Source organism: Wolbachia endosymbiont (group A) of Sturmia bella, from assembly GCF_964030905.1.
GTDB classification, from domain to species: domain Bacteria; phylum Pseudomonadota; class Alphaproteobacteria; order Rickettsiales; family Anaplasmataceae; genus Wolbachia; species Wolbachia pipientis.
In genome coordinates this window covers 759,070-772,368 of the sequence record NZ_OZ034988.1, presented here as the reverse complement: position 1 = coordinate 772,368, position 13,299 = coordinate 759,070, and the positions used below count along the sequence as shown (strand labels likewise).

Sequence of the window (13,299 nt, the reverse complement as noted above, 5' to 3'; positions counted from 1 at the left end):
AAAAATTTTGGCGTAAAATTGCCGTAATTGTGCTATAGCTAAAGTAATTTAGGTTTACCGACCATCGTCATTCCGCTGCTTGTTAGCGGGATCTAGAGATACCGCGGCGGTATGACGTTGCTAGCTTAAAGTTTAAAATTGAGAAATATTTATGTTAAAAGAAAAATACGGCTTTAAAGAAGTTGAAGACAAATGCAACATATTGTGGGAAGGCAGTAAAGTTTACAGGTGGAATGGTGAAAAGGATAACACTTTCACTATAGACACACCTCCACCGACAATATCGGGTAAATTGCATATTGGCCATATATTTAGCTATTGCCACACGGACTTTATTGCAAGGTTTCAGCGCATGCTGGGAAAAGATGTGTTTTACCCAATTGGGTTTGATGATAATGGGCTTCCCACTGAAAGATTGGTTGAGCAAACCTATAAAACCCGCGCAAAAGAAGTTGGCAGGGAAAAATTTATAGAGATGTGCCATGAGGTTATTGAAAAATCAAAGCAAGAATTCAAGGAACTATTTAAATCGGTCGGCATTAGTTATGACTGGGATTTGGAATATCACACGATCAGCAAGGAAACTGTGACGCTTTCACAGATGTCGTTTATTGATCTATATAATAAAGGGTATGCATATAGAAAAATGCAGCCCATCCTTTGGGACCCGGTTGATAAAACAGCAATTGCGCAAGCAGAAATAGAAGATAAAGTTTTTGAGTCATCCTTAAATACGATAGTTTTCTCTACTGAAGAAAATGAGCAGATCAACATTGCAACTACGCGACCTGAGTTACTTCCAGCATGTGTTGCAGTTTTTTGTCATCCAGAGGATGCGCGCTACACCCATCTGATCGGAAAAACAGCCGTGGTGCCGATCACAGAGACAAAAGTTCCAATAATAGCTGATGATAAGGTTAAAATAGATAAAGGCACTGGGCTTGTTATGTGCTGTACGTTTGGTGATGAACTCGACATATATTGGCAGCAAAAGCATAATCTACCGATGAAAATTATCATCGATCAGGATGGGAGGATGAGCCTTCATTCAGTACATGGTCAGAAGAAAGAAATATGGATCCCAGTGTCTGGGCACTGGGATGACACCATAGGGGCTACTGGGATGACAGGAGAAAGGGCTACTCAGATGACAAAGGAAGGTGGGTGTGATCAGAAAGAAGAATGGATCCCAGTGTCAGCTACTCGGATGACAGACGATATACTAAATGAAATAAATGGATTGAAAGTTACAGCAGCAAGAAAGCGGATAATCGAAATCCTAACTGAAAAAGGACTTTTGGTAGAAAGCACTAACATTTCTCATTCTGTTAAGTGTGCAGAAAGATCTGGTGCACCACTTGAGATATTGCCTACTTATCAATGGTTTATCAAGACCTTAGAGCAAAAAGCTCAAGTATTAGATAAAGTAAAAGAATGCAATTGGCACCCAAGCAATATGCGTAAACGCATGGAAGTGTGGATAGAAGGGCTAAATTGGGACTGGTGCATCTCAAGGCAGCGCTATTTTGGTGTGCCATTTCCAGCGTGGTATTCCAAGCGTAAAGGAGAAGAGGGCAAAATCATCCTAGCTGAAATAAAGGACCTACCTATAGATCCATCGAAAGATTTACCAAAAGGGTATAGCAAAGAAGAGATTATCCCAGATCAAGATGTAATGGATACTTGGGCCACAAGTTCAATTACTCCTCAACTAAGTGCACTGGCAGTAAACAGTGAGTTTAGCTTACCAAATCATCGCTATGATACGATATTTCCTGCAGATCTGCGCAGCCAGAGCCATGAGATAATAAGAACTTGGGCTTTTTATACTATTTTAAAGGCACATTATCATGCAAATTCTTTACCTTGGAAAAACATTATGATCAGCGGTTGGTGTTTAGCAGATGATAAGAAAAAGATGAGTAAATCAAAGGGTAACATCATCACTCCTCATGTAATACTTGAAACTTATGGAGCTGATGTAGTGCGCTATTGGGCAGCGAACTCAAGGCTTGGAGTTGATACAGTCTACTCTGAAAATACATTCAAAATTGGCAAGCGCCTCGTTACAAAACTTTGGAACGCTAGCAAGTTCGTTTCCATGTTCATGGAAAAGCATCAAGTGATGAGCATAAATTCTGCTCACGAGACAATGGATAAGTGGATATTGTCTAAGTTATACAAAGTTATAGAAAGAGCAACAAATAACCTATTACAGTTTGAATACTGCGAAGCTTTGGGCGCAATAGAGGAATTTTTTTGGAAGGATTTTTGTGATAGTTACTTGGAGTTAGTAAAAAAACGTGCGTACGGAAGCAGTGAAGCAACCTTAAGTGCAAAACAAAGCTTGGCGTATGTGTTAAATGTTATTTTGCGGTTATTTGCACCTTTCTTGCCATACATTACAGAAGAGATATACCACCAGTTGTATAGTTATAATTCTGTACACAATCAAAGTAATTGGCCAAGCAAAGAAGAACTTATCTACGATAAATATTCAGAGGAAATGGGAGATAATGTTATTCAGATATTAAACATTATCAGAAAGATAAAGGCAGATAATAATGTATCAGTTAAGCATCTGATAAAAAAGTTGATGATAAAAGCAGATCTACGAGAGGATAAGTTGGATCAATCCGCACAGAATGATTTGCAGGCAGTTTGCAATGCGGAAACGATAGAGTGGATGCAGTCTGAGCTTGAAACTGAAGACGAGAAATACATAGTGAATATAGATTTACTTCCTTTAATATCCATGCTATTGTAATCATTATTAGTATGAGGGAATAATAATGGGGGATTTATATAATAAAGCCAATGCACCGTATCTTATAGCTGGTGCTCTTGCTACTTTGGTATTGCTTGCGTCTGGGACACTTGCCGTTGCCCCTTATGTTGAGTTCTTGTCTTCAGTTGCAGCCTTTAATGTAGCTGTTGCTTTGAGTTTGTCTATACTTTCTGTTCTGGTGCTTGTACTTTCATGTAAAATGATCAGCCAGAATAAAAAGCTTGATGCACAAAAAGCAGAACCTAATGAAAAAAATGGATTAGCTAAAGAGCAAGAAAATATAATACAAAGCTTAGAGCCTCAAATCAAAGAGCTAAATAAGAGGCTTAGTAGTCAGTACAATGAGATTGAAAAGCTAATTGCTAGTGCTGCAAAAAAAGAGGAGCTAAATAAGCTTAACAATGAAGTGAAAGAGCTAAAGGTAAAGATTGCTGGTGCTGCAACAAAAGATGAAATGGAAGAGCTAAAGGCAAAGATTGCTAGTGCTGCAACAGAAAGTAAAACACAAGAAAAGATTTTTATGAAATTTTGCGCAAAAGGTGAAAAAAGAGGGAAGAAAGCATTTGAGGATTTTATATTTATAAAAGAGATAAAAACAAAATTAGTAAATATTTATGAATCAATAAAAAATAATATTAATATAGTGTCTTCAGCAAAATCAGGTGATTCAGAAGAAGAGCAAGAAAAAATACAAAGAGGATTCATTTTTCACGGTCCAGGAGGAACTGGTAAGAGTTCAATTGTTGAGGCGATTGGGGATCAGCTGATATCTCTAACTACATTTATAAAAGTTTCTGGAGCTGATTTGCTTGAAAAATCAAATATAAATGAGCTTTTTAATAAAGCAAACGAAAACGCTCCTTGTATAGTTCTTATAGATGAAATCGACAGCTTTGGCAAGGGACGCACTGATGCCAATCGAGTACCTTTAAATTATTTTTTCACTAGATTCGATGAAGCTGATAAAGGTGTGACGGTGTTTGCTACAACTAATGTTAGTCTGCAAGATTTAGATGCATCACTTGTTAGGGGAAGTCGTTTGAGTAGTAAACTCAAGTTTACTATGATAGAAGGAAGTATACTTAAGAATATACTGAAGGATGGTCTGAATGAAAAATTAAAAAATAAAAAGTACAAGCATGCTATCTCAAGAATTTTAAACGAAACAAGACTTACAACACTCTCTATCTCAGCAGCAGATGTGGAATGTTTTATAAATTATATAGTTGAAAAGTTAAACAACAAGATTGGAACTTCTGCTTATACTATAATTAAAGATTTTTGTATTAAATATAATATTGGAGAGGTGTCGAATAAGCAGACTAACAGGAAAATTGAAAATTCTATAGGAGAATCACAGCAATACACATCCAGACCATCACATAAGCTGAATGACGCTTTATGTGATTCTGGATATACCAGTATGTTCTACCCCGATCAATAGCTAACTAGACTTATAAGTACAATGGTACACTCGATACACAAGGTCTAAGTCATTTTTTAGCTAGCAGACTGAAGATGGGAAGTTTGTTGTAGGTGCAGCACTATAATTCCTCCACAGATAAGAGAATTTTAATAAATATATACAAGACTGCTGAACGTGGGGGGAGGAGGGGAGTAATGAGCAATTTGCTTAGTGAGGCTAACACATTTTATTTTATAGCTAGTTCCTTAGCTACTCTTACGTTACTTACATCTTTAGCGCTTATTGTAACTTCTAATGTGCCTCTTCCTCTAATTCTTGCTTTAGCTACATTATCTATTTTGGTGCTTGCACTTTCATGTAAAATAATTAGTAATAATGTAGAATTGGAAGCAAAAGTAAAAGGTCAGTTAGAACATAAGGAGGAGATGCTTTCTCTTGAACACCAAGAGTTACGTGATGAAAATACAAGATTGAATGAAAAAGTGGATTCTTTAATGGAGGAATTGTGTCAATGCAAATTAGAAAGTGAAAAGAATAAGTTATGTTTAAAGTCAGAATATGAAGATGAGTTACGCTTAAGATTGGAATATGAAGATGAATTAAACTTGGAATTAGAACATAAAAGTAGGGAAGCTTCTTCTCTGCGTACTCAATTAACTATGTTAAGAAAAAAAGTAGAAGTAGAAGAAGTAAAACAATTAAAAACTTTAGAATCGGAAGAACAACATGAGAGCTCAGAAAGCGACATAGAAGAATTAGAGAAGAAGTTATGCCAGTCGGAAAAGGAAAAGAAAGAATTAGAAGGTAAAGTTAGTGATGAACGTCAAAAGCGCACTGATCTTGAAAGTAAAGTTGATAAATTGTGTACAAAGGAGAAAGAGTACTTATCTAAAATTAAGGAGCTGGAAAAGGAGTCATTATCTTTACAAAAAGAAGAGAAAGAATCTGATAACACATTAACAACAGTGAATGATGATCGCGATAATAAGGTGAAAGAATTAAACAGTTCACTTTTGAAGCAATCCTCTCAAATAGAACAACTTCAAAAAGCTTTATTGGAAAAGAAAAAAGAAGAAGTGCTTTTTTTGCAACGGATGATAGAATATGTAACAGATGAGGTAGAAAAATTAGTAAGGGAAAATGAAGTGATCAGAGATGATGATAAAAAAGTAATATTACAAGTGATTCAAGCAACAAAGTCTGTGTTAGTAGAAGAAGCTGCACAATATTTGCCAGGCGAAACGTCTGTTCCTTCATTTGTGGAAGATCCTGGATATACCAGTGGATGTTCTACCCCGATCAATAGCCACTAGACATTTTGAGTACAGTTGTACACTGGATACATAAAACCTTAGCCATTTTTAGCTAGTAGACTGAAAAAGGAAAGTTTGTTGTAGGTGCAGCACTATAATTCCTCCACAGATAAGAGAATTTTAATAAATATATACAAGACTGCTGAACGTGGGGGGAGGAGGGGAGTAATGAGCAATTTGCTTAGTGAGGCTAACACATTTTATTTTATAGCTAGTTCCTTAGCTACTCTTACGTTACTTACATCTTTAGCGCTTATTGTAACTTCTAATGTGCCTCTTCCTCTAATTCTTGCTTTAGCTACATTATCTGTTTTGGTGCTTGCACTTTCGTATAAAATAATTAGTAATAATAAAAAAATAGAGGTTGAGAGAAATAAATTCGCTCAGAAAGAGCAAGAGTTAGAAAATAAAATAACTCTAGGAAAGGAAGCTGAAAAAGCTGCAAACAAAGAAGTGGAAAAATTAAAACATGAATTAACTCGAGAAAAGCAAAATTTAGACAAGAGAGCAAAAAGATTGGATCAGAAAGTAAATGAGTCAGAAGTTGAGAGAGAATCTCTTCTTGAAGAAAAAAAATCTTTAGAGAAAAAATTAGAAACAGCAAAGAATCGTACGTTTGAAATAGACAATGAATTGGACAAAACAAGAAAGGAAATAGGTAAGCTTAATGAGCAGGAAGAGAAATTAAAACTTGAAATCTCATGTTTAAAGAAACAGTTGGAAGAAAGAAGTAGATTTATTGCAAAGCTGAAGATGGAAGTGGATGATAATAAACATTTAGAGCTAGAGAATAAGGGGTTAAATGATAGAATAGAAACGTTACGTGAAGTACAAAAGGCACTACGTGAGAAAAAACATGAACTTAGTGAAAAAGTAGAGGCATTGAATAAGGAAAAAAATAAACTTTCTAAAGAAGTAGAGGAATTACGTGAAGAACAAGAAAGGCTGCATGCAAACTTAGATAAGCTACAATGTAAAATTAAAGAGGTCAACAAAGAAAAGAAAAATTTATCTAAAGAATTAAAAGAGAAATTTGAAGAGTTAGATGAAGCAAATGGTTTAATTAAAAATCAATCTTTTGAGTTAGATGGGATAAGAAAAGATTGTAATAATGAAGTAAAAAGTTTAAGAAATTCACTTTTAGAACGAGACAGTCAAATAGAAGATTTTTTGAAAGAGAAAGAAAAACAAGTGAATTTTGCGCAACTGTTGATAAGATGCGTAACAGACAATATAGAAGAACCAATAAGAAATAATGATGGAAAAGCAATATTAGATACGATTCAAATATTAAAGTCTGCGTTACAAGGAGAAATTGCACGGCTTTTGCCAGACGAAACGCCTTCTTCTTCGCTGGAAGATCTTGGATATGAATCATTATTTGTCAGTCGCTCATCCACCCCGACCAAGTTGCCAAATTCACTATTGACAGAATCTTATGAACGCAGTCAGTTCAATCAGAGTGAAAGTATTTGCAAAACACAACAATGAGTCTTATTATAAGATAAATCATGCAAGATAATGAACCCAATAATATGCGCACTGGATACACAAGACTTAAATAAGGCTATTTCTCTAGCTAATGCTCTGCGTGGTAAAGTTGGCATGGTAAAGCTGGGATTAGAATTTTTTGCTGCTCAAGGTCTTTCTGGAGTGCAAGAAGTTGCAAAATGCAATGTACCAATTTTTTTAGATCTGAAATTGCATGACATTCCAAACACTGTAGCTAAAACAGTTGAAGTAATAAAAGTTCTGAACGTTGAAATGTTAACTCTGCACATCAGCGGTGGGACAAAAATGCTTGAAGAAGCGCTAAGTGTAGTGCAAGGCACAAAAATAAAGCTGATTGGAGTGACAGTGCTAACTAGTATGAGCAATGAGGATTTAAACGAGCTTGGAGTAGCAAGAGAAGTAAAATCACAGGTAATTTTGCTTGCAAAGCTTGCAAAAAAGATTGGACTCTATGGAATAGTCTGTTCTGCATTGGAAGCTCAGGAAGTGCGCCGAGAATGCGGTGAAGACTTTAAAATTATTACTCCAGGAATTCGTATAGATCCAGGTCATGACGACCAAAAAAGAACAGCAACACCAAAAGAAGCAATAAATTCAGGAGCTGATTATATCGTCATTGGCAGACCCATTATAAAAACTACAAGTAGTGCGGAGCTAATATTGAAATCCATGAAAGAATTTTAATATAATAACTTAATTTATAAAAATACTAACATATTAATTAGGAATAAGCATGAGTAATATCAATAGAATAATACGCGAAGTAATCAAGGAATTCCGCTCAAAATTACCAGATAAGGAAATAGAGGAATATTCTGGCAAATTGAATAAGCTACATATCTACCAGTGCAATAAGCATATAATAGAAAATAAGAAGCTATATCATTATACAATAAATGGGAAAACCCATGCTATGGGTCAGCATGGGCATAATTTTGTCAAGAGTTTAGAAGTTATCTTGAGGAATAAGCCACAAATTTCCTTAGAAGAGGCAATTGATTTTATGGAAAAAATAATTAATTTTGGTATTGATAGTTGTTATGGAGCATTTGAGATGATATTTGAATCTCGCTCTGGTGTTACAATAGATGATGCAGTTAATTTTGTAAAAGATAGCTTATCTAGTAAATTTTATGGATTCCATGGCAGTGGGATTTTCAAAGTAATATTAGAACTTAATCCAGAGAGCTCTCTTGAAGAGATAGAGAAACAATTTAGCAAAGTAGTAGATCCTTACTTTCTTAATGCTTGGAGTCGAGAAAGTGAAAGGGCTTTTGCTAAGATATGTAGGTTATGTAGAGAAGGACATGTGGAGAATATGCAGAAATTTGATTTTAGCAATTTTAATTTAGATCAAGATAGTGCTGGAGCATTAAGAGCACTGTTACAGTATTGTGTTGACGTTTCTAATCAAAAAGCTTTAGGTGATTCACATGAATTGCATAGAGAAGAGATGGAGGGGATATATAAATTTGATGATAATTACGATTTAAATTTAGATAGTGATCATAATGATAGTATCTGGCATTGAAATTATACTACAATAATAAAATAACTGGATAAAAATTATCACCAAAAAAATTCAAAAAAGTGCTTGACATAAAAGAACGAACATTATATAGTGTCATTATCTTTTATTTTACCTCGCTTAATTTAATTACTGGATTAAGCTTACAGCACTAAGCGTGGCACAAAGTGCCACGCTATTTTTCGGTTTACATTTTCAACAGATAAAAAATGATGCCATTTCAGTGCCAAGCACATAACTGTACGGATATTCATTTTTAAAGGTAAATTGCACAACAGATGATGTCATTCCAGTGCTTGACACTGGAATCCAGAAATTTTGCTTATAACTGAGCTGATGAGCTAAAGGTAGTTGTCTTACGCTAAAACAAACGTTTTTAATTAAGTTGCATAGAAGCTGGATCCCAGTGTCAAGCACTGGGATGACATCGTTTACTATGTACCATATTGCAATATTCGTACAACTGTGGGGAACATCTATGGATGCCATTCCTATTACCTTATTTCCATTTTTATTTCATTTTCAAAGGAGGCTATTATGTCACTTACCGATATCGCTCACCGTATCAATGAACTCGCTTCATCATGGGAGCAATTTAAATTAATAAATGATCGCAAACTAAAAGAAATTGAAAGCAAAGGGCGTGCTGATTCTGCAACAATTGAGCAGCTATGCAAGGTAAATAATGCCATTGATAGTTGCAAAGAGCGTTTAGACTTGATCGAAACTGCAGCTCAACGCCCAGAAGTAAATACAGATTTTAGCACAAGCGATAAATATTTTTCTGATTATATCCGCAAGGGAATGGAAAGCGGTTTATCACACAAAACCCTCAGTGGAGATGACAGTGATATCGGGGGGTATCTAGTTACTCCGCATATTGTAAAACGCATAAACAAGCGCGTAACTGATTCGTCCCCAATGCGACAAATATGCTCCAGTCAAAGAATCTCTACTGAAACATTGGATTACATTATAGAAGATTTTGACCGCGCCGGTGCAGGTTGGAGCAGTGAAACAGTAGATGATGAGGACGGTGGCAATAAGTCTAAGTATGATTTTGCAAAAGATACGGACACGCCCAAAATCCAAAAGATTTCCGTCACAACTTACGAGTTATATGCTCAACCACAAATATCACAAAAGTTACTCGATGATGCGTTTGTCGATGTTGAGAGTTGGCTGGTGGAAAAGATTGCCGAGACTTTTAGTAAGGAAGAAAGCGAAGCCTTCATTAAGGGTGAGGGCACTTTTCAACCAAAAGGAATTTTAGCTTATGAAAATGGAAACAGTTATAATAAAATAGAGCAAGTTAAAACTGAAAAATTAGATAGTGATTCAATAATGATGTTGTATTACTCTCTGGACGAATATTATTCCAAAAATTCGTCATTTTTGATGAACAGGAGTACGTTGAAGGATATCAGGCTGCTAAAATCTCAAACAGGTCAGTATCTCTGGCAGCCAAGTCTGTCGCTTGAAGCTCCAGATACTTTAATGGGAATACCAGTATATCAATCTGCCGATATGCCACCAGCGCCAAACAATCAGCTACCAGTAATTGCGATGGCAGATTTCAAACAAGCTTATAAGATTGTAGATAACAGAGGAATGAGAATATTAAGAGACCCTTATACGAATAAACCTTATGTGAGGTTTTTTGTCACTAAGCGTGTCGGCGGAGAGGTTGTAAACACCAGTGCTATTAAATTGTTGAAAGTTGCGAGCAAGTACTAAAAACTTCCGCAGCATCATCTTTATAGCTGATCAAAGCAACACGTCATACCGCGATTCATTCCATAACTGTACGAACATTGTGATTTTGGCCCATCAGGAGGGTGTCATCCCAGTGCTTGACACATATAGCTAAACTGACTTAGATTTACCGACAGTTTGAAAAACAAAAATTCGTCATTCCGCTACTTGTTAGCGGAATCTATGCTGAGATATCGCGGCGGTATGACGTAGGAAAACCTTTCTTGGGTTAGCTATAGTTTGCTATATTATGTGATTTTATTTTTAGCATTGCTTCTTACATTATGTAATTTTGTTTTCCATAATGTATATTATGTAATTTTCGATGCTAAGATCTGTTATAGCTTTCAGTATGATATGAGTGATTCTCTTTTAATAATTATTTTTTAAATAGTTTGTTGGTTCATCAATTTCTTTAGGATTGATATCTACAATTATTTTTCCGTTTTTTAACAGAATAATCCGATCTGATATTTTTGTTAAAAAATCCAAATTGTGAGAAGCGATAATCATAGTAATACCCATATCTCTAACTGATTGTAGTAGTTTCACAACGTCGACTATTGTTGCTACATCTAAACCAGACGTTGGCTCATCGCATAATAGAATCCTTGGATTCATCATTAAGCTTCTGGCAAGCGCAACCCGCTGTTTTTGCCCACCGGATAGATTACTAGGGTAATCATTTTTTTTAGAGGCAATACCCAAAGACTCAAGTAGTGAATCACTTTGATCCTGAGTTTTGTTTTTAAGTTTGGGAGCATATGTAAGATTTTCCCAGACAGTCATATGTGAGAAAAGTTGAAAATCCTGAAATACAAAACCAGTACTATCATTGCATTCAATGCTACCAGAATCTAAAACTTCGAGTTTTTGTATACAACGTAACAATGTTGATTTACCACTACCAGAAGGACCAGCAAGACCAACTATAGATTGCTCTATAATCAGGTTAATATTATTAAGTACTGGAACATTATTAAATAATTTACAAACATTATGCATTTTTATCATATATACCTTTCTGTTCAATCTTTTTGCCTATATATTCAATTAGTAATACAAGAGCGTAATAATAAGCCCCAGCAAGACAAAGTGGTATAAAATAAGTAAATTGTTCTGCTGCAAGCATTTGCGCAGAGCGCATAATATCAACACCACCAATAGTAGAGATTAATGCCGTTTCTTTAAGGAGTGCAATGATCTCATTTATCATTGCAGGAAGAATATTTTTAATAACTTGTGGTAATATAATATCTCTCCACATATAGAAACTAGGTATTTGTAAAGTTTTAGCTGCTTCAAACTGGTTTTTTGATATAGTTTCAATACCAGCTCGTAAAATCTCAGCAATATAAGCACAGCTATTTAGACCAAATGCTATAATGCCAGCACTAAATATGTTTAATTTAATTCCTGCAATGGTTGGGGTCATAAAATAAACAACACTTAACTGTAATATAAGGGGGGTGCCACGTATTACAGATATAATTCCATTAATTAATGGAATACAGATCTTATTATATCTGAGTACTGACAATAATCCCCCTAGACTCACACCTAAAAGCAGTCCTCCAATCAATAATTTTAAAGTAAAGGCAAGGCCTGTTCCAACAAACAAGAAATTAGAAATTAATTCCTGCATCAGTTATCTCCTAGCCATTTTTCTGCTATTTTTTGTATTACACCTTTACTTTCTAAACTTTTTAATGCCTCGTTTATTTTATCCTTTAAAGCAGATCCTTTATTCACAGCAATAACATAACCACCATCTAACTTGGCAGTGGCTGACCATGATAGACCAGGATTTTTTTTGCTAAATACTTTACCTTGGAATTCATCAATTAGGACGCCATCAACATGACCAGACTTTAATGTTTCTACAGCTTGATTATTATTGTCTATAGCAATAATTTGAGCTGTTGTAGGAACATGCTCTTTTAGCCAAATTTCCATGACAGTTCCTAGTTGAACGGCTATCTTCTTGTGAGTTAAGTTGTTTATACCGGCTATGGGTTTATTTTTGTGATATAGAATACCAAATTCCCCTGTATAATAACTATTTGAAAAATCAAAATTTTTTTCACGCTCTTCTGTGCTACCAATAGTAGATATAGCAGCATCTACAGAATTACTTTGCAATGCTGCAAATATAGCACTAAACTGCATATCTTTAAATATCGCTTCTTTACCTAACTCTTTTGCTACTAATTGAGCAAGCTCAATGTCAAAGCCAGTAAATTTACCATTTTCATAATATTCAAAAGGTGGATAATCTGCAGAAATTGCAAATCTAATGATATTATCGTGTTTATTTTCCTTGCATCCTGTTAATAGAATACTTATCACTATAATAGCATTTAAAATATATTTTTTCATATTACTAATTTATATTCATATTTTATTCATCTTATGAATATAGACATTAAAAATTGAATAGTCAAGAAATAATGAATATAATTTCAAATATACTTATTACATATTCAATATGAGGAAAATGCATAATGCATGACAACACACTAGGTGAACATATTTTAAATATTATTCAAAATCACGAAATTTTAGAGCAGAGCGATTTACAGACCTTGCTTAAAGAAAGAGGGCACAACATTCCTCAGGCTACTTTATCAAGAAAATTAAAAAAACTTAAAATTGCCAAAGTTGCTGGTATGTATAAAGTAATTGACATCAACCAATATCGATTACCATTAATACTTAATATGCAAATTTCGGATTTTGGTTTAATAGTACTACACACTCAACCAGGACAAGCTAGCAGCCTAGCTTACTTTCTAGATCAGAAGTATGTTATTTATTCATTAAATAATAGCAAAAACATAGGAATTATAGGAACTATAGCAGGTGATGATACAGTATTATTGATCATCAAAAGTAAGGCTGAACTTAACAAAGTATTACAATCAATTTATGAAACATTTCCATATTTAAGTCCTGAATAAGAATGTTGTAAGTTAAA

Annotated in this window: 12 protein-coding genes; 8 read left to right on the top strand and 4 right to left on the bottom strand. The window is 34.7% G+C overall.

Annotated elements, in window-relative coordinates; translation table 11 throughout:
• The first annotated feature begins 151 nt into the window (after positions 1-151).
• From ACQH3L_RS03535 to ACQH3L_RS03510, 6 genes are all read left to right on the top strand, one after another.
• Positions 152-2,767 (top strand): valine--tRNA ligase, encoded by a 2,616-nt coding sequence (locus tag ACQH3L_RS03535; RefSeq protein ID WP_425384609.1) that lies wholly within the window; start codon positions 152-154, stop codon positions 2,765-2,767.
• A gap of 25 nt (positions 2,768-2,792) precedes the next feature.
• Positions 2,793-4,232, top strand: a complete 1,440-nt coding sequence (locus tag ACQH3L_RS03530) for an AAA family ATPase (RefSeq protein ID WP_425384608.1) — start codon at positions 2,793-2,795, stop codon at positions 4,230-4,232.
• Between the two features lie 176 nt (positions 4,233-4,408).
• Positions 4,409-5,527 (top strand): hypothetical protein, encoded by a 1,119-nt coding sequence (locus ACQH3L_RS03525; RefSeq protein ID WP_182282615.1) that lies wholly within the window; start codon positions 4,409-4,411, stop codon positions 5,525-5,527.
• A gap of 168 nt (positions 5,528-5,695) precedes the next feature.
• On the top strand, positions 5,696-7,018 hold the full coding sequence (locus ACQH3L_RS03520) for a hypothetical protein (RefSeq protein ID WP_010962610.1): 1,323 nt from the start codon (positions 5,696-5,698) through the stop codon (positions 7,016-7,018).
• Positions 7,019-7,048: 30 nt separating this feature from the next.
• Complete coding sequence (gene pyrF, locus ACQH3L_RS03515; protein WP_425384607.1) at positions 7,049-7,723, top strand: orotidine-5'-phosphate decarboxylase; 675 nt, start codon at positions 7,049-7,051, stop codon at positions 7,721-7,723.
• 49 nt (positions 7,724-7,772) lie between these two features.
• Complete coding sequence (locus ACQH3L_RS03510; RefSeq protein WP_425384606.1) at positions 7,773-8,570, top strand: hypothetical protein; 798 nt, start codon at positions 7,773-7,775, stop codon at positions 8,568-8,570.
• A 192-nt stretch (positions 8,571-8,762) separates the two neighbouring features.
• Here ACQH3L_RS03510 and ACQH3L_RS03505 read toward each other — a convergent pair whose 3' ends face one another.
• On the bottom strand, positions 8,763-9,056 hold the full coding sequence (locus ACQH3L_RS03505) for a hypothetical protein (protein ID WP_425384605.1): 294 nt from the start codon (positions 9,054-9,056) through the stop codon (positions 8,763-8,765).
• Between the two features lie 48 nt (positions 9,057-9,104).
• On the opposite strand from ACQH3L_RS03505, the gene ACQH3L_RS03500 reads away from it, so the two are divergent.
• Positions 9,105-10,304: a phage major capsid protein gene (locus ACQH3L_RS03500; protein WP_425384604.1), complete on the top strand. Its 1,200-nt coding sequence runs from the start codon at positions 9,105-9,107 to the stop codon at positions 10,302-10,304.
• 390 nt (positions 10,305-10,694) lie between these two features.
• Here the strand turns inward: ACQH3L_RS03500 and ACQH3L_RS03495 are convergent, their stop codons facing one another.
• From ACQH3L_RS03495 to ACQH3L_RS03485, 3 genes are read right to left on the bottom strand one after another with little or no spacing between them, the layout of a single operon-like run.
• On the bottom strand, positions 10,695-11,336 hold the full coding sequence (locus tag ACQH3L_RS03495; RefSeq protein ID WP_425384603.1) for an amino acid ABC transporter ATP-binding protein: 642 nt from the start codon (positions 11,334-11,336) through the stop codon (positions 10,695-10,697).
• Entirely contained in the window at positions 11,320-11,967 is a 648-nt protein-coding gene (locus tag ACQH3L_RS03490; protein ID WP_022626279.1) for an amino acid ABC transporter permease, read from the bottom strand. The genes ACQH3L_RS03495 and ACQH3L_RS03490 overlap by 17 nt, the downstream gene beginning before the upstream one ends.
• Positions 11,967-12,701, bottom strand: coding sequence for an ABC transporter substrate-binding protein (locus ACQH3L_RS03485; RefSeq protein ID WP_038198776.1), 735 nt, complete (start codon positions 12,699-12,701; stop codon positions 11,967-11,969). Before ACQH3L_RS03485 ends, ACQH3L_RS03490 begins: the two co-directional genes overlap by 1 nt.
• A 125-nt stretch (positions 12,702-12,826) precedes the next feature.
• Between ACQH3L_RS03485 and ACQH3L_RS03480 the strand changes: the two genes are divergently transcribed.
• Positions 12,827-13,282: an arginine repressor ArgR gene (locus ACQH3L_RS03480; RefSeq protein ID WP_010081874.1), complete on the top strand. Its 456-nt coding sequence runs from the start codon at positions 12,827-12,829 to the stop codon at positions 13,280-13,282.
• Positions 13,283-13,299: the final 17 nt, after the last annotated feature.